The organism is Actinoplanes sp. NPDC026623 (assembly GCF_040638275.1).
In the GTDB taxonomy this organism is placed as follows: domain Bacteria; phylum Actinomycetota; class Actinomycetes; order Mycobacteriales; family Micromonosporaceae; genus Actinoplanes.
Genome location: NZ_JBEZXZ010000055.1, coordinates 1 through 23,974 on the forward strand (window position 1 = coordinate 1; position 23,974 = coordinate 23,974).

Annotated in this window: 22 protein-coding genes and 4 pseudogenes; 14 read left to right on the plus strand and 12 right to left on the minus strand. The window is 66.7% G+C overall.

What is annotated here, in order from left to right; genetic code table 11:
• Window positions 1-115: 115 nt before the first annotated feature.
• A complete protein-coding gene (locus AB0F10_RS18320; protein ID WP_360625816.1) occupies window positions 116-1,276 on the minus strand; it encodes a hypothetical protein in 1,161 nt (386 codons plus the stop codon).
• Window positions 1,277-1,888: 612 nt separating this feature from the next.
• On the opposite strand from AB0F10_RS18320, the gene AB0F10_RS18325 reads away from it, so the two are divergent.
• The gene (locus AB0F10_RS18325; RefSeq protein WP_360625819.1) at window positions 1,889-2,872 is read left to right on the plus strand and encodes an endonuclease/exonuclease/phosphatase family protein; all 984 of its coding nucleotides are present in this window, start codon (window positions 1,889-1,891) and stop codon (window positions 2,870-2,872) included.
• A gap of 84 nt (window positions 2,873-2,956) precedes the next feature.
• Here the strand turns inward: AB0F10_RS18325 and AB0F10_RS18330 are convergent, their stop codons facing one another.
• Both AB0F10_RS18330 and AB0F10_RS18335 read right to left on the minus strand, forming a co-directional pair.
• Window positions 2,957-3,583, minus strand: coding sequence for a hypothetical protein (locus AB0F10_RS18330; RefSeq protein WP_360625822.1), 627 nt, complete (start codon window positions 3,581-3,583; stop codon window positions 2,957-2,959).
• A gap of 101 nt (window positions 3,584-3,684) precedes the next feature.
• A complete protein-coding gene (locus AB0F10_RS18335; RefSeq protein ID WP_360625825.1) occupies window positions 3,685-4,185 on the minus strand; it encodes a hypothetical protein in 501 nt (166 codons plus the stop codon).
• 181 nt (window positions 4,186-4,366) lie between these two features.
• Here AB0F10_RS18335 and istA point away from each other — a divergent pair.
• Window positions 4,367-5,173: pseudogene (gene istA, locus AB0F10_RS18340) on the plus strand (IS21 family transposase); the annotation flags it as partial.
• 51 nt (window positions 5,174-5,224) lie between these two features.
• On the opposite strand, the gene AB0F10_RS18345 reads toward istA, so the two are convergent.
• The 3 genes from AB0F10_RS18345 to AB0F10_RS18355 are packed head-to-tail and all read right to left on the minus strand — an operon-like array spanning window position 5,225 to window position 9,785.
• Window positions 5,225-6,037: a S1 RNA-binding domain-containing protein gene (locus tag AB0F10_RS18345; RefSeq protein WP_360625828.1), complete on the minus strand. Its 813-nt coding sequence runs from the start codon at window positions 6,035-6,037 to the stop codon at window positions 5,225-5,227.
• 5 nt (window positions 6,038-6,042) lie between these two features.
• Window positions 6,043-8,592, minus strand: a complete 2,550-nt coding sequence (locus AB0F10_RS18350) for a tyrosine-type recombinase/integrase (protein WP_360625831.1) — start codon at window positions 8,590-8,592, stop codon at window positions 6,043-6,045.
• The gene (locus AB0F10_RS18355; protein ID WP_360625834.1) at window positions 8,589-9,785 is read right to left on the minus strand and encodes a site-specific integrase; all 1,197 of its coding nucleotides are present in this window, start codon (window positions 9,783-9,785) and stop codon (window positions 8,589-8,591) included. Before AB0F10_RS18355 ends, AB0F10_RS18350 begins: the two co-directional genes overlap by 4 nt.
• 128 nt (window positions 9,786-9,913) lie before the next feature.
• Here AB0F10_RS18355 and AB0F10_RS18360 point away from each other — a divergent pair.
• Both AB0F10_RS18360 and AB0F10_RS18365 read left to right on the plus strand, forming a co-directional pair.
• Window positions 9,914-10,753 (plus strand): annotated as a pseudogene (locus AB0F10_RS18360) (IS21 family transposase); the annotation flags it as partial.
• Between the two features lie 80 nt (window positions 10,754-10,833).
• A pseudogene (locus AB0F10_RS18365) lies at window positions 10,834-11,345 on the plus strand (ATP-binding protein).
• A 3-nt stretch (window positions 11,346-11,348) separates the two neighbouring features.
• On the opposite strand, the gene AB0F10_RS18370 reads toward AB0F10_RS18365, so the two are convergent.
• The 5 genes from AB0F10_RS18370 to AB0F10_RS18390 all read right to left on the minus strand — a co-directional run bounded on the left by AB0F10_RS18370 (window position 11,349) and on the right by AB0F10_RS18390 (window position 15,712).
• Window positions 11,349-11,825 carry a DUF4279 domain-containing protein gene (locus AB0F10_RS18370; RefSeq protein ID WP_360625837.1) on the minus strand — a complete coding sequence of 159 codons (477 nt, stop codon included), beginning with the start codon at window positions 11,823-11,825 and terminating at the stop codon, window positions 11,349-11,351.
• A gap of 72 nt (window positions 11,826-11,897) precedes the next feature.
• On the minus strand, window positions 11,898-12,887 hold the full coding sequence (locus AB0F10_RS18375; protein WP_360625840.1) for a tyrosine-type recombinase/integrase: 990 nt from the start codon (window positions 12,885-12,887) through the stop codon (window positions 11,898-11,900).
• Window positions 12,884-13,831 (minus strand): tyrosine-type recombinase/integrase, encoded by a 948-nt coding sequence (locus AB0F10_RS18380; RefSeq protein ID WP_360625843.1) that lies wholly within the window; start codon window positions 13,829-13,831, stop codon window positions 12,884-12,886. The genes AB0F10_RS18375 and AB0F10_RS18380 overlap by 4 nt, the downstream gene beginning before the upstream one ends.
• Window positions 13,810-15,066: a tyrosine-type recombinase/integrase gene (locus tag AB0F10_RS18385; RefSeq protein ID WP_360625846.1), complete on the minus strand. Its 1,257-nt coding sequence runs from the start codon at window positions 15,064-15,066 to the stop codon at window positions 13,810-13,812. Before AB0F10_RS18385 ends, AB0F10_RS18380 begins: the two co-directional genes overlap by 22 nt.
• Before the next feature lie 241 nt (window positions 15,067-15,307).
• Entirely contained in the window at window positions 15,308-15,712 is a 405-nt protein-coding gene (locus AB0F10_RS18390; protein WP_360625849.1) for an NUDIX domain-containing protein, read from the minus strand.
• Between the two features lie 163 nt (window positions 15,713-15,875).
• On the opposite strand from AB0F10_RS18390, the gene AB0F10_RS18395 reads away from it, so the two are divergent.
• The 4 genes and pseudogenes from AB0F10_RS18395 to AB0F10_RS18410 all read left to right on the plus strand — a co-directional run bounded on the left by AB0F10_RS18395 (window position 15,876) and on the right by AB0F10_RS18410 (window position 17,865).
• Complete coding sequence (locus AB0F10_RS18395) at window positions 15,876-16,370, plus strand: hypothetical protein (protein WP_360625852.1); 495 nt, start codon at window positions 15,876-15,878, stop codon at window positions 16,368-16,370.
• 209 nt (window positions 16,371-16,579) lie between these two features.
• Window positions 16,580-16,843 (plus strand): annotated as a pseudogene (locus AB0F10_RS18400) (ATP-binding protein); the annotation flags it as partial.
• An 8-nt stretch (window positions 16,844-16,851) separates the two neighbouring features.
• Window positions 16,852-17,040, plus strand: a complete 189-nt coding sequence (locus AB0F10_RS18405; RefSeq protein WP_360625854.1) for a hypothetical protein — start codon at window positions 16,852-16,854, stop codon at window positions 17,038-17,040.
• A gap of 141 nt (window positions 17,041-17,181) precedes the next feature.
• Window positions 17,182-17,865, plus strand: coding sequence for a class I SAM-dependent methyltransferase (locus tag AB0F10_RS18410; RefSeq protein ID WP_360625857.1), 684 nt, complete (start codon window positions 17,182-17,184; stop codon window positions 17,863-17,865).
• Between the two features lie 79 nt (window positions 17,866-17,944).
• On the opposite strand, the gene AB0F10_RS18415 is transcribed toward AB0F10_RS18410, so the two are convergent.
• Window positions 17,945-18,241 (minus strand): hypothetical protein, encoded by a 297-nt coding sequence (locus AB0F10_RS18415; RefSeq protein ID WP_360625860.1) that lies wholly within the window; start codon window positions 18,239-18,241, stop codon window positions 17,945-17,947.
• Between the two features lie 14 nt (window positions 18,242-18,255).
• On the opposite strand from AB0F10_RS18415, the gene AB0F10_RS18420 reads away from it, so the two are divergent.
• The 6 genes from AB0F10_RS18420 to AB0F10_RS18445 all read left to right on the plus strand — a co-directional run bounded on the left by AB0F10_RS18420 (window position 18,256) and on the right by AB0F10_RS18445 (window position 23,939).
• Window positions 18,256-18,975, plus strand: a complete 720-nt coding sequence (locus AB0F10_RS18420) for an IS6 family transposase (RefSeq protein ID WP_360625863.1) — start codon at window positions 18,256-18,258, stop codon at window positions 18,973-18,975.
• Between the two features lie 136 nt (window positions 18,976-19,111).
• Window positions 19,112-19,375, plus strand: coding sequence for a hypothetical protein (locus AB0F10_RS18425; protein WP_360625866.1), 264 nt, complete (start codon window positions 19,112-19,114; stop codon window positions 19,373-19,375).
• Window positions 19,376-19,413: 38 nt separating this feature from the next.
• Entirely contained in the window at window positions 19,414-19,929 is a 516-nt protein-coding gene (locus tag AB0F10_RS18430; protein ID WP_360625869.1) for a transposase, read from the plus strand.
• A gap of 453 nt (window positions 19,930-20,382) precedes the next feature.
• Window positions 20,383-22,041 (plus strand): hypothetical protein, encoded by a 1,659-nt coding sequence (locus tag AB0F10_RS18435; protein WP_360625872.1) that lies wholly within the window; start codon window positions 20,383-20,385, stop codon window positions 22,039-22,041.
• Window positions 22,026-23,306: a hypothetical protein gene (locus AB0F10_RS18440; protein WP_360625875.1), complete on the plus strand. Its 1,281-nt coding sequence runs from the start codon at window positions 22,026-22,028 to the stop codon at window positions 23,304-23,306. Before AB0F10_RS18435 ends, AB0F10_RS18440 begins: the two co-directional genes overlap by 16 nt.
• Window positions 23,307-23,396: 90 nt before the next feature.
• On the plus strand, window positions 23,397-23,939 hold the full coding sequence (locus AB0F10_RS18445; RefSeq protein WP_360625878.1) for a hypothetical protein: 543 nt from the start codon (window positions 23,397-23,399) through the stop codon (window positions 23,937-23,939).
• Window positions 23,940-23,974: the final 35 nt, after the last annotated feature.

Below are 23,974 nucleotides of genomic sequence, written 5' to 3' on the forward strand. Positions count from 1 at the left end.
GTTTTTTTTCACGGCGGCCGCGTTTTGGTGGGGGGGGGGGGGGGGTTTTTTTGGGGGGGGGGGGGGGGGGGGGCCCCCCCCCCCCCCCCCACGAACGTGTGAATCGCGAGTTGGGTCAGTTGGGGAATCCGGGGATCTGGGTGACGGTGGTGCCGGCGGGCAGTACGACGTTGACCCAGAGGTCATCGTTTTCCAGCATGCGGTTCTGGATGTACCAGGGCCGGCGGTAGCGGCTGCCTTCCAGGCTGTTCTGGCGGGCGTTGAGCATGTGCCAGCTGTAGTCGGGGTTGAGTGAGGCGCCTTGTTGGGTGCTGGCGAAGGGGTACTCGTCGCAGGACAATCCGGGTCGGGGGCGCCGGTTGCCGCAGGCGACCCGCCGGTTGGCGGTGATCAGGGCCTGGTTACGGGTGCGGGTGAGTGCGGGTCCGTGTCCTTGCCAGCCCCAGTGGTTGATCAGGTTGCGTTGGGCCCAGAGGATATGCCAGGCGACCTGGGCGGTGTCGGGGTTGGTGGTGGACACGTTGTAGGTGGGCGTGAATTCGTTGTAGACGCAGCCGCCGGTGGCGGGCCCGACGTTCGGGGTGGAGTCGCAGCGTACCGAGGGTGCTGGGGTGATGTAGTACTGCAGCGGCGGCGACTCGACCGGGACCAGGGGGGTCAGCACGAAGTCGGGTTCGACGTGACCTTGCACGGTTGCCGGTCCGGCGGAGGTGACGGTGTAGGGGAAGTCGACCTGGACACCGACGGTGGTGACTTCCAGGTATTCCGATTCGGTGGCGGTGAACCCGGCGCCGTCGGGGAAGATCGCCGTGGCGAACCCGAGGAACCCGGGGGCGGCGGCGGCCTCGGCGTACAGCAGGGTGACTTCGGCGCGTTGGTTCCATTCGCGGCTGCGGACGTCCAGGACGCCGACGAACACGGCTTGGAACGCCGCGGTGCCGATGACCTCGCCGGTCTGCGGGATGAAGATGTCGTACGCGAGTTCGGTGTTGATGCACGACGTGGTGCGGTCGGTGTCCAGAGCGTTCAGGGCGCATTGCACGGCGAGGGTTGCCGCTGCGGCCTTCTTCTGCTGCGGTGCGATGGACGCCTGCGCGGCCGCTGACAGTTGCGCCGGGTCCAGTCGGCATAGCTGCGGCTTGCTGGAGGCGGTCGGGTCGGGCTTCAGGTCGCCGCAGGCCCGAACGGCTGCCGGCCGGCGCAGGTTGATGGCGGCGGCGTCGTGGTCACCGGTGGTGCCGCCTGCCGGGGCGGCGTAGGCCGGCAGTGCGCCCATGGCTGCGGTAAGGCCGCCGGCGACGACTGCGGCGAGGACAGAGAACCCCCGCGTTCGCTGTTTCACAATGCTTTTCCTCCCGTGAATTCGGCTCCCCGAAGCCCAGCACGGCCACGTGGGGCCTGACTGCTGTATCGCCACGGGACGCTACTCGCATCTCAAAGAGGACCGTCAATGCGCAATAGCGTCTTTGTCGAAGATCTGTCACTATCACGAACGTCTAATATGGCAACGGCCAGCGTCGATGCCGCCCGCGTTTTCGACCATGGTCTCCGGGGTGGGGCTGGTGGCCCCACGACGAATTCATGATCGCGGTTGGGTGCAGGCGCCGACCGGTCGTGGCACGGTGCCGCTGGCGGCGCCGTAGCCGCCGAAGGTGTACCGGTGGGCCGGTGTACCGGTGGGCCGGTGGGCCGGTGGGCCGTGGTGGCGGGCTGGCGAATGACGGTGCGGGGCCGCGTCAGGCTGGGATGCCTGGAGGAAGCGTTGAGCGATGAGCGAGCCGTCGGGTGAAACGGTGACTACCTGATGGGTGACTGAGCCGCTACCGTCCGCACGTTGTGTCAGACTGGCGATCTCGCTGCGTAAGGCGGCGCTATGGGGGTGGATTTGGTGCCTTCGGACTATTACGTCGCGTGGTGGAATCTCGAGAACCTGTTCGATGAGGAGCACTCACCCCGGCGCACGGACAAGGTCGCCCGGGTGATCAGCAACGATATCGCCGGGTGGACGCCGGCGCTGCGGGACCGCAAGGTCGCCCAGCTGGCATCGGTGATCGCACAGATGAACGGCGCCACTGGCCCGGACCTGCTCGGGGTCTGTGAGGTCGAGAACCGGTTTGTGCTGGATCTTCTCGCCGCGGCATTGCACGACCGGTTGCCGGGTCGTCAGTACGGCATCGTGCATGCGGATACCGACGACGCCCGCGGGATCGACGTGGCGTTCCTCTACGACCCGTCGGTGTTGCAGGTTCCCGCCGCCGATGCGGTGTTCTTCCACGTGGTGATGCGCCGCAACGCCACCCGGGAGATCGTGCAGGTCAACTTCCAGACCCACCTAGGGCGCACGTGGGCGGTGTTCGGCAACCATTGGCCCTCCAGGAGTGGCGGGCAGTTCGAGTCGGCCGGGTACCGGCAGATCGCGGGGGAGACCCTGTCGTACTTCCATCAGCGGGTCCTGGAGATCCACGGCCCGGAGGCCGCGGTGCTGGTCATGGGGGACTTCAACGACGAACCGTTCGATACCTCGCTGGTCACACACGCGCTGAGCACCCGGCAGCGGCAACGGGTGATCGAGGCGGACACACCGCGGCTGTGGAACCTGATGTGGCCGGTGGCGGGGATCCCGGAAGGCAGCTTCTACTTCAACAACGAGCCCAACCAACTCGATCAATTCCTGGTCAACGCGAACATGGCCCGCCCGACCAGCCCGCTACGGGTGGAAGCGGACACGGTGGAGGTGCTGCACTTCCCCGGCACCGTCGATCCCGGCGTCTATCCGAAGCCCAGGCCGTTCGGCGGGATGGGTAAGCCGATCGACCAAACCGGATTCTCCGACCATTTCCCGATCGGGGTCCGGGTCACCGAAAACCCTTGATCGAACCGGCGGGTGCAACAGTTCACCCCGCTACTGGCGGGCCGAGGAGCCGGAAACGCGCGGGCCTTCCAGTGTGTGTGCAGGCTATTTGCCCTGAAGTGCTCGGCGCAGCATGGCCTGGTGTTCGGCGTCCGCATGCTGCTGCGGCGTCGATGGCGTGGGTGCCGGCGCCGTGGGTGGGTTGTGGAGTGTGGAGAGGCGCAGTCCGTAGCCGCATTGCGAGGTGGTTGTGATGATGATCGGTGCGGTGATCGATTCCGGCCAGGCGCTGATGTGGAATCGTTCGTTGGAGTCGTCGACGGTCTGGTCGTGCTGGTGGTCGCGGCCGCGGGCATGGACCCGGATCCGGTAGGTGCCGGGTCCGGCTGAACTCAGCGGTGCCAGGTCGGGGCGGGTGGCGGCGGGGGTTGTGGTGAGTCGTTCGATGGTGAGTAGGCCGCGGGGGGCATGCAGGCTGAACTCTGCGACGTCGTCCCAGGCGGCCATTTGTGCCCATTGCGTGGCGGTGTCGAGGGCCGGGCGTTCGGTGAGTGCCTCGGTGCTGACGTGGACGTGGCCGGAATCTATTCCGGTGCAGATGAAGGCGGCGGAGGTGCTCGTGCCGGCTACACCGGTGCTGAAGTCGAGTGTTTCGATGGCGGGGTCGGCGTCGGCGTCGGCGAGGACGAACAGGTGGCCCTGGGCGTAGACGCGTGCCGGTGTCGAGGTCATCGCCGCTCCTGTGGCGTCGTTCGTCGTCCAGTATGGCCGGGGTGTCGCGGGAACGCCGACCGCCGTTCCCGCGACGATGCCCGTGCTGAGACTACGACGTTTCAGGCGCCGATGCCGACGCGGAACGGGTCCCCGCCCAGGACTCGGTAGTCGTAGTAGAACTTTGCCATGACACCGCCTTGCGCGTTGTTCTCGCTTGCGGTGATCATGCAGGCGCTGGCTCCGATCGGCCCGGTGACGTTCGTCGGGGCGTTGATGTTGCATCCGGCGAAGGTGCGGCGGGTGCCGCCGAACGCCAGGCCTTGATAGGTGGAGGCCAGCGGGTACTCGTCGCAGCTCTTTCCGGAGATGCTGGGTGCGTCTCCGCAGGCGCGGCTGCGGTTGAGGTTGGTGGTGGCGGTGTCCACGTTGCGGTTGAGCGGGTTGGCGAATCCGGTGCCGGGCAGCCCGGATCCCTGTGCTTGGGACACGTGGGCGGCCAACGCGGGGTAGCTGCTGCGGCTGTAGAGCACCTGGGCGGGGAACCACGGTACGACGCATCCGACCCGGGCGGGCCGGGACCCGTTGGCGCCGACGGCGTTATCACAGGAGATCTCTGCCATGGACGACGATGCCGTCGCGGGCGGGTATCCCGATGCGTGATTCTGACGGTCTCCGGCGGCCCCACCCGGACGGTTTGAACTGGCCCCACCGGTCGAGTGAATCGGATTTTGTGGCGGCTTGATTTGGCCCCACCGCGCGTGGAGCTGGGAGTATCGACTCTCCGTAGTGGGAGGCCGTCGGATGGCCCGGTCGCGTGTGGAGCTTTTCGAGGCGATTCGCCGGGACTACCGGCGGGGCGTCTCGCTTCGTGGCCTGTCGGAGCGGTATGGGGTGCACCGCCGGGTGGTGCGGCAGGCGGTCGATTCGGCGGAGCCGCCACCGGCGCGGAAGACCCCGGTGCGGGCGGCGCCGAGGCTGGAGCCGTTCAAAGCGGCGATCGACGCGATGTTGACGGCGGATCTGACCGCGCCCCGCAAGCAGCGCCACACGGTGCGCCGGGTGCTGGCGCGGTTGGTCGCGGAGAACGCGGCCGGGGACTTGTCGTACTCGACGGTGCGCGATTACGTCGCGGTGCGGCGGCGGGAACTGGCAGCGGAGGCTGGCCGCGGCCGGCAGGAGGCGTTCATCGTGCAGACACACCGGCCAGGTGAGGAACCCGAGGTGGACTTCGGCGAGTTGTGGATCCGGCTGGCGGGTGTCCCGACGAAGGTCTACCTGTTCGCGCTGCGGCTGTCGTATTCGGGCAAGGCAGTGCACCGCGCGTTCGCGTCCCAGGGGCAGGAAGCGTTCATCGAGGGCCACCTGCACGCGTTCGACGTGCTGGGCGGTCTGCCGACGGTGAAGATCCGCTACGACAATCTGCGCTCGGCGGTGTCACGCGTGCTGTTCGGTCGGGCCCGTATGGAGAGCCAGCGCTGGGTGCTGTTCCGCTCGACCATGGGCTTCGAGGCGTTCTACTGCATGCCGGGCATCGCCGGGGCCCACGAGAAAGGCGGCGTCGAAGGCGACATCGGCCGATTCCGCAGAAATCATTTGGTCCCGGTCCCTTCTCTGAACTAAATCCTGGTCGGTCGACCAACGACGCCTCGCGGAAGCGGCTCAACGACGGCACGACAGGGCGAGCCGGCGTCGGAGCAGGTCGATCTCAGTGATGGTGACGGTGACCTCGTCGCCGATTTGGACTGCTTGGTCTGGTGTCTCGATGGGCCTGGTGGAGAGTTCGCTGAGGTGGATCAGGCCTTCGATGCCGTCCTTGACGCGGACGAAGGCTCCGAAGGGCACCAGTTTGGTGACCGAGCCATGCAGGATCTGCCCCACGTGACAGGTGCGAGCGAAGTCCAGGAAAGGATCGGGCTGGGTGGCGCGAAGCGACAGCCGGGCCTCACCGTTGGTGGTGTCGAAGGTGAGGACTTCGCAGGTGACATGCTGTCCTTCGGAGATGACCTCGGACGGATCCCCGAAGGTGAGCCAGGACAGCTCGGGCATGGTGATGAAGCCGACGCCGGGGAAGGTGGGGTGTTTCGGCCCGTCGTCCAGATCCACGAAGACGCCGAATCTTTCGATGGCCGCCACGGTGCCGGACAAACGCTGTCCTCGGTGAAGCGCCTTGAGAAAGGCCCATAACTGGGGATTCTCGGTCGCTGACCGTGAAAGCATGACCCGCCGTCTCAGGTGATCGACAGTGAGGACTTCGGCGGAGACTCGGTCGCCGGCCTGAAGGATCGCGCCGGGCGATCGTTGGAAGGATCGCCAGGAGTAATCCAGGCAGCCTATGAAGCCGATCGGGTCGTCAGTGAAGCTATCGAGCAGCACCGCTGCGCCCGACGGCGTGACTTCCGCAACGGTTCCCACCAGAGTGTCCCCGACGTTCACGGTCGCCATGAACGCGGTTAGGGATTGGTCGTCTTCCATCGTCTTCATGATTCCAGGTCGCTCGCACGGTGTTCCATGGCGATGCCACCGATGAGAGGCGTTCCTGGTAGGGATGCCGCTGCGGCAGCGGTTCGCGCTGCGATCTTGGAAAAAGAGGGCATGCCGAGTTGGACGGCTGCGGCGCGGCGCTGGACGCCCATGTCGGCCTGGGTGAGCTTCTCCTTGACGGCGGCGAGGCTGACGCGGAGCCCGTCAGCCTCGCCGAGCCAGCCTTCACGCTCTGCTTCGGAGATGCGGGCGGTGAGGTTGTCGCGGATGTCGATCAGGCGTTGCCGCTGGGCGGGATCGACGCGAAGTAGTGGACAGCGAACGCAACTGTGTTCGTGGATGCAGCTGGTCCCGTAGGCGCGTCCGCAGTCGCCGAGGGCAAGGCGGCGGCGTTCGAAGTGGCCGAGGAACTCGTCCCATTCCGCGTCGCTGGGGTGCCGGTATTCTTCGCTGGGTCGCAGGCCGCGGCGGCGGGCGATGAAGGCCCTGTGGCCGTTGATGGCCTCCTCTGGGTAGACGGCTTTGTAGCCCATCGTGGTGTTGATGTCTTTGTGTCCCAGGAGCAGTTGAGCGATGTGCGGCGGCATCCCGTTCATGATGGCGTCGGTGGTGAAGATCCGGCGGAAGTCGTGGGGTGCGAAGTCCAATGGTTTGCCGGTGACGTCGGTGAGCCCGGTGCGGGCGAGAGCGTCGCTGACCAGGACGCGGATTCCGGAGATCGGGATGGGCCGGGTCTCCAGTGCGATGGTGCGTTGGAAGAGCAGAGGAATCGGCAAGTTCCAGATCTTTTCGTGGTGGTCGTAGGCCACCACGAGTGGGACGCTGCCGTCGCGGTTGCGGATCCGGCAGACGATCGTAGAGAGCACGTCTGCCAGTTCCGGTGAGATGACCAGCAGTCGTTCCTCGTCGGTTTTCGACGGAGGGATCTGCAGCAGTGGGATCAGTTCGCCGGTGGCTGGGGTCCGGTATTGGACCAGGCTGTGGTGGGACAGTTCGGTGAGTTCCTCGACCCGGATTCCGGTCATGCGCAGCACCTCGACCGCCGCCCAGGCCCAGAACGCGTTGTCTTCTTCGCGGATCAGGTCGCGGCGCCGGCCGGTGGCGGGTTCCTCGGCCCAGATGCGCGGTGAGTGGCGGGCAAGTTGGGCGAGTCGCAAGGTGACGCCGTCGATGGTGAAGGTGTCGCCGGGCTGGGTGGCTCGAGCTGCTGCCAGCCGGTCGGCGGCGGTTTTGCGTTCGCGGTCGACGGCTTCGACGAGGGCTGGCAGGACCGGTAGCCGATCGCGGGTGCGTTGGTCCATGCGGGCCTTGCGCCGGGAATTCATTTTCTTGTGCTGGATGTCGGTGGCCCGGATCGGGCAAGGGGCGGCCCATGGTCCCCAGCGGGCCGGGTCGTCGAGAGCCCATTGGGCCAGGTCGAGATAGAAGCTTCGCACGGTCGTGAGTGCGTCGGTGGCGGTGTCCCGTTCGACCGTCGTTTCGGTGATCTCGCCGTCGGCGCCGCGGGACCGGACAACCCTGGTTCGGATCCGCTGCTTCCAAGCGCTGGCGGTTTCCGGGCTCAGCCGCACGGAGTCGATGCCGGGGTGATGGCGTTCGAGGTCCTTCCAGAACCAGAGCACCAGGGTGGTGGCCAGGGACGTGAGGGTGCCGTAGTCGATCGCGGGCTGCCGTTCACGCAGGTAGTCGACCAGCAGGTCCCGGACCGGGCGAGAGGCCACCTGATACCGGTCGACGAGCTGCTCAACCAGGACCTGGCCGGCAAACACCGGGCTGAACATGCGGACCGTGGGCGGGGCGTCCGCAGGGAACAGACCGGTCGAGTGAAGCAGTTGATAGAAGACCGGGCTGTGCCTGCCGGACCGGGTCGGTCCGGGGAAGACCTCCCTGCTGACCCTCATCAGCTCGAGGCAGTCGCCGATCGTCACGTTGCGAACCAAGCCACCCTTCGCGGCCATGACCAGCGCGACCTTCTCGATGGCGGGAACCATGGTTGAATCGCCAACGGTGCCGGCCATGCGGGCTGTCCGCAGTTCAGCGACGCCTTCGGGATCGCGGACCTTGGCCATCTCGTTGGCGATCCTCAGCGGCGACGTGGTGGCCATGAGCCAACCGAGCGACGGCCGCAGGTAGTCGCCGCCGATCAGCTGGATCAGGCCCGTGCCGAGGATCTTGCGGACATAGCCTGGGTGCCGGTCCAGGAGCCCGGCCGATGCAAGATCGGTCAACACTTGAAGTCGCCAATCCCGGTGGCCGTCACGGCCGGCGCCGGTGGCCTCCCACCGCTGCTGCCAGCTCTGCCCGGGATAGAGCTCCAGCCAGTCGAGAACGGCCTGCAACGACGCCTTGCGATGGCAGCGGGACTGAGAATCGTCGCCGCGGAACGGTGCCGCCGCCATCCGGCCCTCCAAGACCACCCGGCTCTCGCGGGTCCTCGGCCAGGCACCGGGAACCAGGCGCGGTGGGAACTTCTCCAGCAGCGCTTGGGCTTCGCTGCTGACCTGCCAGGTCCGCGGCGTCTGCAGTCCGACGGTCGTTGTGGTCACGAGCCCCTCCGGCCGAACAACACGTCCAGGCTCTCCTTGCGATAACCCAGAGGCTCGGGTTCCGCAGGAGGCCGGGGCTCGGCCCGACGCCGGTGATGGGCGACCACCGCGTCGATGACGTCCGCGGGGGTCGGAGTCGTATAGATCTGGGTGGTGGTCAACGAAGCATGACCGAGAACCCACTGGATGTCAGTGATCGGCATGCCCGGGTCACGGGCCAGACGGTAGGCCGCCGTGTGTCGCAGGTCGTGCAGCGACCAGTTCGACCCCAGCAACGCGTTAGTTCGGACGAACATCGCCCTGGCCGCGTGATAGGTCAGCGGCCGGAACGGCCTGCGCAGCGTCCACCACAACGGGTCATCCGGTCCCGCCGGCGCCGAGCCGTGGATTTGCTGCTGGTAGAGCCGCAGCCAGACGAACGCGTCCGGCGACGCCGGAAGCTGCTGCATCGCTCGGGATCCCTTCCGCACCACGGTGATCAGCTGCTGTCCCGGATCCGCGCCGCTGCGCAGCACTCCCAGCAGCTCCGCGGCCCGCGCCCCGGTTGACACCCAAAAGGCGACCAAGGCCCGGTCCCGGTCGCTGGACAACCGCGCGAACAGGTCGTTGAACACCTCGTCCGGGATCTGCCGCGGAATCCGCTTGGGCTGTCGAGGCCGATACAGACCAGCACGCTTGGGCTCGAACCGATCCATCGGGTTGTGATGCGCGTGCGCTCGCTTGGCTCTGGCCAGCGGGAACGGATTCACCAACGGCCCAGTCCCGGCGTCCAGGTGGAAGCCATAGAAGCTGCGCAGCACCGTCTCGCAGTGCGCGATGGTCGAGGGTGCGTACCTATCGCCGGGCAGTCGTTTGCCGGTCACCGCGTTGACCCGTTTCGGCCTCACCACCACGGGCTTGTCCGGCGCCCGCCAATGCGGTCGGACCGGCTTCGCGCCGATCTGGATCCAACGAGAGAAGTCCCGCGCCTCGATCCGGGTCGCCTCCCGCCAGGCGATCTCTACCGCCCAGAGGAACCGGAACCAGCGCAGCAACGCCATCCCATACGAGCGCTGGGTCGTCGCCGCGCGCCCGGCGGCCTGCAACTCACCGAAGTACGCGGCGACAGCATTCACCGGCTCACCCGAGGAGTCCAGCAGCCGATACGGCTCCCACGGATCACCAGTCGCCGCCAGCGACCCCGCCCGCGGCACGACCAGCGACCGCAGATTCCGGGACGGATTTTCATCTTCGACCACGGGCAGCGACCGTAGTCAACCGGATCTTCAACCGCACTCTGAGCAGGAGCGGTGCAGCAAGTAGTTCAGTCAACAGGACGGAGGTCACTTCCCTCGCAGAGCTCAACGCGATGATCGAGGACGCGGACCGGGCCGACGACGACCGGCGCCTTGAGCACCGGGTGCGCACTGTCGGGCAGGACTTCGGCGTCGAGCAGCCACTGCTGGCCACGCTGCCCGTCGACCGATTCGAGCCGGGTCGGGTGCTGACGCCAAAGGTGAACCGCTACGGGCTGGTCGGGATCCGCCAGTCGCACTACTCGGTGCCGGCCCGGTTCATTGGCCTGACCGTGCGGGTGGTGCTGCGCGCATCCGAGGTCGTCGTCTTCGACGGCCGCACCGAGATCGCCCGACATGAACGATCGGTGGTCAAGAAGTCCCAGACGTTCGTCCTGGACCACTACCTGGAGGTGCTGCTGCGAAAGCCGGGCGCCCTGCCCGGGTCGACCGCGCTGGCGCAGGCCCGCGAGTCCGGGGTTTTCACCATGGCGCACGAGGCGTTCTGGGCGGCCGCGGTGAAGGCCCACGGTGACGCCGACGGCACGCGGGCGCTGATCGATGTCCTGCTGCTGCACCGCCGGTTGCCGGCCGCGGACGTGATCGCCGGGATCACGATCGCCTTGCATGCCGGGGCCACCAGCGCGGACGTCGTCGCGATGGAGGCACGCCGGGCGCAGCAGGTCAGCCGCCCCGACCCGGGCAGCACCGGCGCTGAACCGGTGATCACCGCCCGGGACCAGCGGCGGGTGGTCAGCCTGACCGAGCGCCGGCTGGCCGCGCTGCCACCGGACTCCAGGCCGTTGCCCTCGGTCGCGCAATACGACCAACTGCTACGCCGCCGCGCGGCAGGACCTGCACCACCACAGCAAGGAGAAGTGTCGTGAACCGTCCCCGCCGCGCCCTGACCGAACCCGCCGCCGAAGCCGCCGTCGACCAGGCCTGCCGCATGCTGCGCCTGCCCACCATGCGCAACCGGGTCGGTGAGCTGATCACCGTCGCCGAGAAGGAGCAGCTCACCTACCGCGGGTTCCTTGCCGAGCTACTCCTGGCCGAGTGCGAGGACCGCGACCGGCGCCGCTCCGAACGTCGCATCAAGGGCGCCGGGTTCCCGCGGGAGAAGTGGCTCACCGATTTCGACTTCGATGCGAACCCGAGCATCAACCCGCCACGATCAACACCCTCGCCGGCTGCGGCTGGGTCCGTTCCGGTGAGCCGCTCTGCCTGATCGGCGACTCCGGCACCGGCAAGTCCCACCTGCTCATCGGCCTGGGCACCGCCGCCGCGATGGAAGGCTTCCGGGTCCGCTACGTCCTCGCAGCGAAACTGGTCAACGAACTCGTCGAGGCCGCCGACGAGAAGGTGCTCAACAAGACCATCGCCCGTTACGGCCGGGTCGATCTGCTCTGCATCGATCTATGCCGAGACCGCGACTATGCCGAGGGCTTCCGCGATCTGGCTTGCCCGACGGCGGTTTGAGGCTCAGTCCTCGGCATAATCCGGGGTCATGTCGTACTCGTCGACGTCCAAGACCGCTCCGGTGGCCTGGAGGAAGTCCAGAATCTCCCGGTCGAGATGCCAGCCGAGCAGGTTCGGGGCCTCACCGGAGGGGCTGCTGCGATCGTGCTGCTCGGCTTCCTGGTCGTTGAAGTAGCGCACGACTTCCAGGACGGCGCCAGATTCTTCGTCCTCGGTGTGTAAGCGGCTGGCCAGTGCGGCGATCGCCGCGGTGTGTGGGGCGAGTCGTTCGATGATGCGGGCGATCTGCTCGTCAACACATAGCCCCGGTTCGCGGCAGACGATCTTCCAACAGTGTTGGACCGGGATGGCCTTGGGCTCGGTGCGGCGGCTGCCGCGGACGGTGGTCTCGTCGGGCTCGAGTCCGAGGATGGCTGCCATCTCGGTCGCCGAGGTGCTGCGGCTGAATAGGGCGAAGTAGGCGTACTGGCTGACGTGCACCGATGAAGGATAGAAGCCGTCGTGGTCCGCGGGTGCCCGATATTTGACCCGGCCTGGAACGCCTGGTCCTGCCTATAAGCCGTCGAGGAATGCGAGGGTCTTGTCCGCAGGGCGATAACGACCGGGCTTGGCGGTCAGGGGCGTGGTCAGGGCCAGCGCCTGCTCTTTGGTGGACATGTCGGCGTGGACGTAGGCGTCGGTGGAGCGGACGTTGGCGTGGCCGAGCCAGAGCGCGATGACGGTGGTGTCGACGCCTGCCTGCAGCAGCGACATCGCGCAGCTGTGCCGAAGGACGTGCGGGTGGACGTCTTTGTCGCGCAGCGACGGGCAGCATTCCGTGGCGGTCTTGGTGTGGGTGTTCAATCGTTGGGCGACGGCGTCGCGGCTGAGGCGGCGGCCGGTTCGGGTGGGAAACAGCGGGTCATTGGGGCGTCCGGCGCGCTCGTTCATCCAGGACTTGAGCAGAGCTTGAACCGGGCCGCCAAGCGGAACGATGCGCTGCTTGCGGCCCTTGCCTTCGCAGCGGACCGCGGCGCCGGCGCCCAGGCTGATGTCGGCGCAGTTGAGGCTGGTGAGTTCGGAGACGCGCAGCCCGGTTTGGATGGCCAGGGCGATCATCGCCTTGTCACGCCGGCCTTCCCAGCGGTTGGAGTCCGGTGCGGCGAGCAGGGCCTCGACCTCGGCATCGGTCAGGAAGGTGATGATCCGCTTGTCGAACCGTTTGGGCGGGATGTCCAGGACACGCTGGATAAGCAGGGCGTGCTCGGGGTGCTGGAGCGCGGCGTAGGAGAACAGGGACCGGACCGCGGTCAGGCGGACGTTGCGGGTTCTGGTGCTGTTGCCCCGGTCGTCCTCCAGATGGTTCAGGAACGCCGACACGGTCTCCGCGTCCAGGTCGGTCCAGTCCAGATTCGCGGGCGTGGTGCCGGTCCGCTGCTGGACGAAGACCAGCAGCAGGCGCAGTGCGTCGCGGTAGGCGGCGACGGTGCGCGGGCTGGCCTGGCGCTGCCGGGCCAGCCGCTCGGTGAAGAACGTTTGCAGTGTGGCCGCGATCAGCGTCATGAGCGGGCCGCCTTTCCGATGCCTTCACGGCGGGCCGCGGCCAGCGCGAGCAGTTCGGGGGCCGCGGACAGATACCAATAGGTATGGGCCGGTTCGCGATGTCCCAGATAGGTCGACAGCGAAGGGATCCTGGCCTGGACATTGTCCTCGGTGCGATACCAGTGCAGCAGGGTCCGGACGGCGAAGGAATGCCGCAGGTCATGCAACCGCGGCGGATGAGGTGCGTCGGTGCCGACGCCGGCACCGGTGACGAGCTGCCGGAAGGTGAGGCTGACGACGGCGTAGACCAGCCGCCGGTGAGTCCGGGAGATGAAGAACGCGGAGTCCTTGGGATGCGGTGCGGTCGCGGAGCGAAGCGTGTCGTACTCGCGCAGCGCCTGCATGACGCTGGCGTGCAGCGGGACCAGCCGGGACTTGCCGAACTTCGATTCGCGGATCAGTAACACGCCCTGCGCCCAGTCGATGTCGTCGTCGTCGAGGCCGATCGCCTCGCCGATGCGCAGGCCGGAGGCTGCCAACAGGCCGAGCAGGGTGTGATAGGTAGCCGCCCGGAACGGCGGCCCAATGGCGTCGGCCTCCGTGAGCAGCGCGGTGATGTCGGCGCTGGAGTAGAGGAACGGCGGACGCCAGCGCTGCCGATGCGGCACCAGTCCCATCGGTGGGATCTCGGTAGCCGGGTCGATACCGCTCAGATAGCGGGCGAAGCCCCGGACCGCGGTGATCCGCCGCGGGCTGACGGTCGTGACCACCTCGTCCTCGCGGAGCCGGACCCAGGCCAGGGCGGCCTGGATCGTCACCGTGGACTGGCCGCGCTCGTCCAGGAACGCGACGAAGTCCGGCAGCAGCCAGGCGGCCTCCGCCATCTGGTGTCCCAGCGAGCGACGAAGTTGCAGATAGTCAGCAAGATGCTCGCGCAGCCCGTTCATGCCGCGGCCCCGGGCCACGGCTGGGCGACCTGCCGCAGCGCCGCGAGGTCGACTTTTGCATAGAGCGCGGTCGTGGCCAGATCCTGGTGCCGCAGCACCTGACCGATCGCGGTCAACCCCGCGCCCTGACGCAGCATCTGCTCGGCCAGAGCATGCCGCAACCGATGCGGCCCCACCCGGGCCAGCCCAGCTCGAAGACAGGCCCGCTTGACGACGTCGCTGACCAGATCCGCCCGAATCGGTGCCCAGGGAGCTCGACAGGTCAGGAACAGGTGACGGTCATCGAGCCGGGGCCGAGGGCCGGACAGATAGGAGACCACGGACTCACCGGCCTCGACCGGCAGCGGAAGCCGGTCCTCGCGCCGTCCTTTGCCCCGGACAACGATCTCACCACTGCGCCAATCGATGTCGTCGAGCAGCAGCCGGGCCACCTCGATCGACCGCAGCCCCAGCCGCGCGACCAGCATCAGAATCGCGTAGTCACGGACCTCAACCGCAGTGTCGCGCGGACAGCGATCCAAGAGCAGTTGGACCTTGGACGCCGGCATCGTCGGTGGCACCGAGGCCAGCCGCCAGCCGCCGACCGGCGGCACCGCCGCGCCCAGCTTCCTCGGGATAAGCCCGTGCAGATGGAGGAACCGCATCAGGGACCGAAGCTCGGCCACCCGGCCCTTCGCGGAGCCCGATGAGATTCGCCCACACTCAGACAGCAGAAACGCGTTCAGATCCGCTCCGGTCAACCGGTCCGGTGCGACCTGGCCGCCGGCCATCGCATGGTCGGTCAGGAATCGACGAGCCGTGTTCACATAACGCAGCATCGTGGCCGCCGAAAGGCCCCGTTCCCGGTCCATCCAGCAGCGATATCGATTCAGCAAGACATCCAGCGGAGTAGCTGCGACCTGCGACTCGGGCACCACGCCCAGCTCTCTCAGAAACGTCAGCAGCGGCAACCAGCCCCGAGCTCCGGCCAACCCTCGACGGCCAACTCCTCGCTGGTCGGCCGATAACGCGGTCAGCCGATCCTCGCTCAGATCGGCAGCCTCGAGCCGTTCCCGGCTCAGCCACTGCCCCACCAGGCTGAGATCCGTAAGCATGTTCCTGACCGTCAGAGGCGAATAGCCACGCTGTTTGAGCCAGACCCGATAGCCCTCGACCTGCCCGGCCAGTGCGCCGGCCTTCCTGCGCGGAGTCCCCATCATCGTCACCCCTCTCGCAGGGAGCGTGTGCTCCTCGCAGATCAGGGCTGTGCCCACTCATCGGACTATGCCGATACCATCGCGCCGTCTTTCACCCGATCGAGGACGACGGTGCCGGCGTACGACCTTGCAGTGCAGAGCTGCGTACGCCATGAAGTACACAGCGACATCGACATCCGCAAGCTCAGCGGAGAGCCGGCGGCCGAGCCGCCACCAGCGCATAGGAATGATCGACTACTGGCATGGACGTTCGCAGACGCGGTGAGGTCCGGAACTGTCGATGATGGTGCGTTGAAGTTCAGGCGCGGGCGCTCCGCATTGCCTCCACCAACGCCGTGCGTACGGGTTCGTGGATGAGCGGCGGCAACTCTTCAGGCCGGAACCAACGAATCTCGTCATGTTCATCGGGAGCGGCGTTTGTCGGCGTCCCCTCCCACTCGTCGACAAGCCAGGCGCTGAAGCGCACGGATTGCTCTCCGCGGCCTACCTCCAGCCGAGACAAGTGGACTGCCGAGCCTGTCGTTATCAGCACGCCGAGCTCCTCGTGCATCTCCCTGGCGAGCGCAGCCAGTTCTGTCTCGCCTGCGTCGATGTGTCCGCCGGGCAGATCCCACACGTCCGGGTAGACATGGCGATTCGGACCTCGGTGGACGAGCAGGACTTGACCTTCGCGAACCAGTGCCGCGGTGACGATCTCGGGCATGGGCGGGATTGTGGCACGACCCTCTGACGAGAACCTCCGCAACTGGCGAACCGGGTGCGCGGGCACGTCGTCGCTGGCCTCCAGTAAAGGCCGGTCAGATGGTTTGCGGCCAACGCTCAACCCGACTATGCGCGGGTCGTGCAGGGCGATAGATACTGGCCCGATGATCGACTTGCCGCACGGTCCGTCGGGCCTGTCGAAGTTCCAGTGGTCGCAGGACGACTTCGCGAACATGGGTTGGCACGACTGCCGGGTTCATGCCGTCAGCATCGGCGAGTATGACGACGACACGCTGCCACCCGCAAGGTTGCTGCTTGACCTCGACTACATCGCGCGCTGGGTGTCACCGGCTCGCGGTGACGAGCACTTCAGCTTCTGGATCGCTCCGGCGACTCTCGTGTTCGAGGGAGCGTGGAGCATCAGCGGTCAGCTTGGTCCGCTGCACGAGGTCCTGGAGATCGCCGACATTCATCAACTCGACGCGGCGGACAGCAGCATAGATCCGTGGTGGCACATCGAGGGTCATAACTTCGACCTCCGTCTCCGAGCCGCCGGCTACACCCAGTTCGTACGGTTGCCCCCACGGCACGTACTCCGGCAAAGTCTCACATTGGGTGAGCGGGGCGGAATCAACTTCGCCGAGGAACCCTTCGCTTGATCCTCAATAGGTAGCCACGATCCGGGTGCCTGCCCACGTCCACCGAATACTCAGCCTTCGTGGCCGACTCGGGTTGCCGGACCTGCCCGCCATCGCAGCGTCCCGAATGCTTCTCGTCCCCGCCCTCTGCACCTGGACCCGTACGCCGACAGGCCGTTCGGCATAGTTCCGGTCTCGGCATAGATCAATCTATGGGGATGTCGGCATAGATCGATGAGCTCGGCTACATGGAACTCGACCGGCGCGGCGCCGAACTGCTGTTCCAGGTCTTGACCGAACGCGAGGAGAAGAACAGCGTCGCGATCGCGTCAAACGAGTCGTTCTCGGGCTGGACCAAGACCTTCACCGACCCGCGGCTCTGCGCCGCGATCGTCGACCGGCTCACCTTCGGCGGCAACATCATCGAGACCGGCACCGAATCCTACCGTCTGGCCCACGCCCGCCAGAAGACCCTCGCCACGGCCACGGACTGACTCGCGCCATGACCGATCCCGCAATCCCCACACCAGCCGAACGCGAAGCACTCAACGCGGCCCTGCTTGCCACCGGCACCGAGACCGGCTTCTGGGACGACGATGGACGCCCCGCACCCTGGCCCGACGACATCGACCAATGGCAACCCGAGACCAACGAACCCACCACCGGCCAACCCGGCGAACAACCCTTCTGACCAGGGAACCTTGGAAGATCCGCCGTCACACCACGTCCTGCGGGCTGGACCTCACGCGTTGTTCGGTGTCATCAGCGCAGGCTGATACCGTCCGCGGCCGGAGAACGAATCAGTCTTCGGTGGCGATAGAGGGAGATTGCGGTGCTCGCAGACGGCAACACTTCAGGGCCAGGCGAAAGGACAGACGGCTGGCTTGTCGACACCCGGACGTCATACGACACCGTCGCCGGCAGCTACGCCGACTTCGTCCGCGATTCGTTGGCCAGACAGCCATATCTGCGTGCTGCGCTGGCGCTGTTCGCAGACCTGGTCCACGCCGCTGGCGGCGGGCCGGTGGCCGATCTCGGCTGCGGCCCTGGCCACGTCACCGCCCACCTCCAAAACCTCGGAGTCGAGGCATTCGGCATGGACCTGTCGCCCGCGATGGTCGACATCGCCCGGCAGGACCACCCCGGCTTACGGTTCGAGGTGGGCTCGATGACGGATCTTCAGCTTGCCGACGGATCGGCCGCTGCGCTGCTCGCTTTCTGGTCGCTGATCCACATCCCGGACGATCTAATCCCCACAGTCCTCGAAAATTTCCGGCGTGTGCTGCGACCTGGCGGACCAGTGTTGATCGGCTTCCATGTCGGCGACCAGTCCCGCCTGAAGACCGAGGGCTACGGCGGCCATCCGATGAAGGTCTACGTCCATCGCCGTCGGCCCGAGCAAATGTCCGCCTGGCTACGCGACGCCGGTTTCACGGTCAACGCGCAGATGGTCTTCGATCCAGATGAGAGCTCTCCAGGAGCAGTCCTCATCGCACACCTAACACCCGGTAACTGATCTGAGGCTCTACCGGACGCCACCTGGGGCCAAATCAAGCCGTCACACCACCGCACGCCTCAACCCCGGCGGGGCCACATCAAACCGTCCGGGTGGGCCACCGCAAGCCGTCAGAATCAGATGCGGTCAGCACGAGGTTCCAGGTAGTGGTGCAGTAGCCGATCGCTCCGAGCACGGTGGCCGTGGTGCGGGCCCCGGCGTCGCCGGCGCGTATGACGCCGTTGGCGGGTGCGAGGGACTGGACCGGGAACGACGTCCCATTGAGGACGCAGTCACCGCTGGCGGACAACGTGCCGGTGACGGTGGAGTTGAGCGCGGCTCCCCAGCCCGTGTTCGGCGCGACGGCTCCGTTGCGTTGGCCGATCGGAAAGATCAAGGCACGCTTGAGCAGTGAAGCGTTCAGCGTCCTCTCGGGTCTGGTCGCCTCCGCGATCGGCGTTCGCCGGATTCCGGTTCCCGGCCGACGCGATCATGGTCGCAGTGCGCTGGTACCTGCGCTACGGCCTGTCCTACCGCGACGTCGAGGAACTGCTAGCCGAACGCGGCATCCAGGTCGATCACGTCACGGTGTACCGGTGGGTGCAGCGATTCACCCCACTACTGGCCGACGCCGCCCGCTTCGCCCGCCGTTCGCCCGGTGACCGGTGGTTCGTGGATGAAACGTATGTGAAGGTCAACGGCGTCTGGCGATACGTCTACCGGGCGATCGACCAGCACGGCCAGGTTATCGACGTGCTCCTTACCGTCCGCCGAGACGCCGCTGCTGCCCGCCGGTTCTTCAGCCGGGCACTGCGTACCCTCAAAGTGATGCCAGCCGAGGTGGTCACTGACGCCGCACCGGTCTACCCGGCCGTGCTCGACCAACTGGTGCCGACCGCGTGGCACCACGTTGAGCAGTACGCCAACAATCCGATCGAGGCCGATCACGGTCAGCTCAAGCGTCGACTGAGACCGATGCGCGGACTACAGACGGATCGCACTGCGCAGGTGGTGATCGCCGGCTACGCCTTCCTGCAAAACCTGCGCCGCGGCCACTACGAACTCGCAGTCTGCACACGGCCTGCACTGCGGCTCGCCGCGGCGTTCACCGAACTCGCCCGCGCAATCTGATCCCTACCTGGCGCAGACGTCAGCGCGTCTGCGGTCCTCAAAACGCAACACTGCCCCCCTGGGTCGGAGACATGGCGAAGGGTGTCGATGATCCGTGTGTGACGACAGACCTCAACACCCTCTGACCGCACTTTACGTGAAGATCGATGACTGGCTCGGACGGCCTCGGCGGGTCGGACGCCCGCCGAAGCTCTGGGATGCCGAGTTGCTGACGATCGCGGTGGCCCAGGCTCTGCTCGGGATCCGTTCCGAGGCCCGCTGGCTACGGTTTCTTCCCATACGGCTACCCGGCGCGTTTCCCTATCTACCGGGCCAGTCGGGCTACAACAAGCGGCTACGCGCGGCGTTGCCACTGTTGAAACGCGCGATTCGGGCAGTCGCCGCGGACACCGATCTGTGACACGACGACGTGTGGGTCACCGACTCGACCCCGGTGGAATGCGGCCGATCTCGGCCGACCGCGCAACGCTCGGACCTGGCCGGCTGGGCCGGATATGGCTACTGTGCCTCGCACTCACGCTGGTTCTGGGGGTTGCGCCTGCACCTGGTGTGCACCCGTCGGGTCTGCCGATCGCCTGGAGCCTGGCCACCCCGAAGGTCGACGACCGGCAGGTCCTGACCGGCGTGCTGGGGGAAAATCCCGGCCTGGTGGGTGCCCGCGCCGGTCAGCTGATCATCGCGGACAAGGGATACATCTCCGCTGAACTTGACCGCTGGCTCGCCGAACGTGGGATCCGACTCTTGCGGCCGTCCTACCGCAACCGGACCCCACGACCGGACGAACACCTCCTCAAACCGGTCCGTCAGTTGATCGAGTCGGTCAACGACACCCTGAAAGGCCAACTCGACCTCGAACTGCACGGCGGCCGCACCATCGAAGGCGTCGGCGCCCGGATCGCTCAACGCCTGTTCGCGATGACTGCCGCCATCTGGCACAACCGGACCACCGGCTAACCCGTGACCAGATCACCCATCGCCTACGACCACTGACTCAGTTAGGACTTACTCGTCTAGTCAGCTGGCGACACCACGGAGCCTGGAGACTTCTGTGAGTCTCGCCACTCCATATTGAATGGACATGCATGTGGATCGATGTCAGTATCCGTTGGTATCGAACTTCTGTCATTGGGCAACGACACCTTCGCGGGGGCGGGTGGATCGGCGGCCGTTGACAGTTGAGTAGGTTCGTTGCCGGACCTTTGCGGAGGTCATCGCTCTTTCGCCCCCCTTCACCACGGGGGTGCTGCGTTGCGTGTGAGGCGGAAATCCGGTCGTCGGCAACCGGTCGGGGTCAGGCTACGGCGTGTGGCCATGGCGGTATTGCTCATCCTGCCGACGATGGTCCTGACTAACCACTTGAGCGCGGGTCCGGCCAGCGCAGCAGTGTCTGCGCCCCTGGTCATCGGTTTGACTGATCGCTCCCAGGTCTTGGCGGCCTCCGCCACGACGACTGCGTCCTACCTCAAGATGGCGGCGTACGTGCCGGACGGGGCCGCTACGGCAAGCCTTCAGCGGTGGACCTTCGAGAGCATCGTGAAGACGTACCTCGGCTACGTCTTCAAGGTGCGCAACGTGGCGTCCGGCCTGTGCATGGAGCCCAACGCTCATTTCGGCGTCTATCTGCAGCCGTGCAACCTCTCCGGATCCTGGCTCTACACGGACGCGGCCCCAGTTACCGGGACCGGATACCGCCTGCGGGTCTGGTCCAACGCCTCGGCTGGGGAATGTCTGAACGCGGACAGCAATCCGCCGGCCAACCCGAGCCGGATCAACCCGGATTCGTGTTATCCCACCAGCAACGTGCCCGGCGAGCGGTGGCGGGTGCGACCGGGAGCGGGCATCTGCGCCACCGTCAACGTCACCGCCACCTGCCAGAGCTACAACCCGCCGCGTACCGGGCTGTTCGGTAACTGGAATCAGTCGCTCACGTCATTCGCCAACGCAAGCAATGCCGAGGTCACGGACTATCTCGGCGGTAGGACCGTCGACAGTCAATTCTTCGACAGGGTGCCCGACTGGTTCGAGGTCGGCTGGCTAAACGCGCACACGACCGGGAACGGCACCACCCCGCCGACCACGACCGACGAGGCCTACTGGCTGGAGACCGCGCCCGGATTCACCCAATACCACAGCCTGAGCACCGCGCCCGGCGGCTCGGTCGGTGACGGTCTCAACCACACATATATGGCGCTCAGCTCGGCCAACGGGAAGGTCGACATCCTGTACGACTACGACACGGTCGGCACCACCACACACTCCGAGGGATCAGGCATCTCCTACCTCGAGACCGGCCTCACCAAGCACGACGACGGCAGCGCGGTCCTGCCCAGCGGCATCCAGCACCGGGTGCAGGCGCTCGACCCGATCGTCGGTGTCTGGCAGCGGCTGCCCGCCACCGCGACGGTGGTCAACGACCGGCAGTGCAACGGTCCCTCGACAATGCTGCCGTCGGCGCCGCCGAACTGTGTCAACGTGACGGTCAAAGCCGTCGCGGGGCAGAACGGCGGATCGGACATGGACAACATCGGCTTCACCCAGCCCGTCGCGGCGGCGTTCACCGGCCCTCTCGCCAGGCCAGTCGCGCCCACCACGATCAACGGCGTGGACCAGCGCAAGCTGCACAGTTGCATGCAGGACACGCCGACCGATTGCCTGCGGACGGTGCCTGGCCTCAACGCCTGCGTCGCGGCCCGCCTGCAGTGCAACGCCGGCACGTCCACTCCGGCGAAGATCAACCGGGCCCGGCGGGCGCCGATGACCGCTGCGCAGGCCAAGGTGGCGGCCCGAAACGAAATCCACGCCGCGAACGGCAAGCCACTGCCTGTGGGAACCGCCATGAAGGTCGCGACCGTAGCAGCCCGAACCTTCAATGCCGCGCATCAGCGACCGCTGGCCGGTCTCCCGTCGGACGAGTCTCTGCTGGTCGTCTCGGGGACCACCACCGTCTCCGGATTCCAGCACGGCCGCGCCGCCGGTGGCCCCTACCGCGGGTTCACGCTCACCTATCAGGCGGGCACCGGCGCTCTGCTCGACGCCTGCCTGGGCACCGATTGTCAGCGCCGATGAACCCGGGAGAACCCCTGATGCATGCCCGCCGACTTCTCACCGCGATCGTCGCCGTCGTCCTGGTCATGCTCGGGTCGGGCGGCCCGGCCCATGCCCGGCCCTCCGGCGACGGCGACCGCCCCGCCTGGACACTGATCACCAGAACCGACACCACGAAAGCCGGCCCCGCGCGGGCCGCGGCGCCGGCCGATGACCTCAAGACCGAATGCGCCAAACACTCGGAAGCCGAAACCGACCAGGGCTGGCCCGCCGGACGCTATGACCAGTGCTTCCTGAAGATCAAGAAAGCGTTCATCCTCACCGACCTGGAAACCCAGCAACGACTAGGCGAGATCGACTTCTCCTCCTCACTGCTCGTCCACTCCTACGACAACTCCCGCCGCGTCGACTACACCTTCAACTTCGACGAGTTCAGCGTCGATCTCCGATACGGCCCGGAGGTCTACAGCGACACGACTCTCACGGTCGCCTTCGGCGGTTGCGGCGCTCTGGTGACCTGCTCGCCGGCCTTGCCGCAGATCACCAACACTGCCGCAGGGTGGGCTCTGGCGCCGAGCCGGAACTACGATCTGACCGTCACCTCGAACGACGACGCGGGCACGGGAACCTACAAGATCGTTCGATCGTTGATCACCATGGACTTCGCGGTCGTCTCGGCGAACCCGCGGATCCTGGGATTCAACAGTACGGTCGCGTTCTCCCGCAGCCGGTTCGACACCGCCGGCCTGGCCCTCGGCGGTGTCGCCACCGGCAACAAACTGTCCGGCGCGGTCATGTCGGACTACATCCCGACCGCGGTATTCGACAAGAGCGCGACCAGCCCGTACCGGGCCGAGGCCAAACACATCGACGACGCCCTGCACCACACCTCGCTGACCTTTCCCAGCTTCAGCAACAAGTTCGTTCCCGGCGAAGGAGCCTTCCCGCTGCACCGGCTCATGGACAGCATCGCCAAGGACAACAACCACGACGCGTCGGTCAGGGTCTGCGTCGCCGTCTGGGGTCCGAACTACGCCCAGCCCCGGCCGCCGGGCCGCGACTGCGACGAATACCCCTTCCAATCCACCTACGAAGGCTCGTACACCTCGACAAACGGAAACCCCTTCCAATGGAACGGGTCGGCCCGCGCGATCGACAGCACGCAAAATCAGAACGGCGGCACACACCTGCAGCAGTTCTACATCAACAATCGCATTCTCGACGAGAACGTCGGCTCCGGCCAAACGGGCCCTACCGACCCCTTCCGTGTCGCGATAACCGGCTGACCACTTTGACTGTCTGACGCCTATCGCCTCACCGCGGCTCGTGGATCGCGAATATGATGATCCACGAGCCGCTCGTCGTGAGGGAGTGACATGCCATCGGTCATCGGGCGTCATGAGCTGACCCTGGTCCCGGAGTACCGGGTCGTCAGCCTCCGGGACGCCCAGCGCGGCGGCCTCGAGGGTTCCTCCGAGGCCATCGCCGAGGCCGGCCGGACCGTGGCCGCTTCGGCGCCCTCCGGTCTCTACTTGAGCGTCAGTCAGGATCAGTTGCCGGTCCGTCTCGAACTCGTGATCTGGGACGGGCCACCGACCACCGGTCCCGGTCCCGGGACCGAGCCCACGCTCGACTGGACACCCGTCGGGAGGTTCGTCATGCCTTTTCCCAGTGGTGAGGTAGCCCTCGGCGACCTGGGTGGCAAAGCCGTCAGCGGCCCGTGGCTCCGCGGCCGCACCGGTGACTACACCGTCGAGGTATGGAGCCGCGGACGAGACGAGGCAGCGGCCCGGCAAGCCCAGATGTTCGCCGAGACAGCGGACCTGACCATCCCGCAAGCCAGGGCCTACATCGAACGGGAAGGTTCCGGAATCGAGCAGTACCAGCTATGGCTGTGGCCCCATACGCCGGTCACCTGAGCGAACCGAGCCAGGCGAAGACGCCTGACCGAGTG

What these genes read in the sequence shown, in the direction of transcription:
- AB0F10_RS18330 (WP_360625822.1), bottom strand. Translation starts at nt 3,583, where the DNA reads ATGACCTCGACACCGGCACGCGTCTACGCCCAGGGCCACCTGTTCGTC.
- AB0F10_RS18395 (WP_360625852.1), top strand. Translation starts at nt 15,876, where the DNA reads ATGATCGACTTGCCGCACGGTCCGTCGGGCCTGTCGAAGTTCCAGTGG.
- AB0F10_RS18405 (WP_360625854.1), top strand. Translation starts at nt 16,852, where the DNA reads ATGACCGATCCCGCAATCCCCACACCAGCCGAACGCGAAGCACTCAAC.
- AB0F10_RS18335 (WP_360625825.1), bottom strand. Translation starts at nt 4,185, where the DNA reads ATGGCAGAGATCTCCTGTGATAACGCCGTCGGCGCCAACGGGTCCCGG.
- AB0F10_RS18390 (WP_360625849.1), bottom strand. Translation starts at nt 15,712, where the DNA reads ATGCCCGAGATCGTCACCGCGGCACTGGTTCGCGAAGGTCAAGTCCTG.
- AB0F10_RS18345 (WP_360625828.1), bottom strand. Translation starts at nt 6,037, where the DNA reads ATGGAAGACGACCAATCCCTAACCGCGTTCATGGCGACCGTGAACGTC.
- AB0F10_RS18375 (WP_360625840.1), bottom strand. Translation starts at nt 12,887, where the DNA reads ATGACGCTGATCGCGGCCACACTGCAAACGTTCTTCACCGAGCGGCTG.
- AB0F10_RS18430 (WP_360625869.1), top strand. Translation starts at nt 19,414, where the DNA reads ATGCGGCCGATCTCGGCCGACCGCGCAACGCTCGGACCTGGCCGGCTG.
- AB0F10_RS18445 (WP_360625878.1), top strand. Translation starts at nt 23,397, where the DNA reads ATGCCATCGGTCATCGGGCGTCATGAGCTGACCCTGGTCCCGGAGTAC.
- AB0F10_RS18320 (WP_360625816.1), bottom strand. Translation starts at nt 1,276, where the DNA reads ATGGGCGCACTGCCGGCCTACGCCGCCCCGGCAGGCGGCACCACCGGT.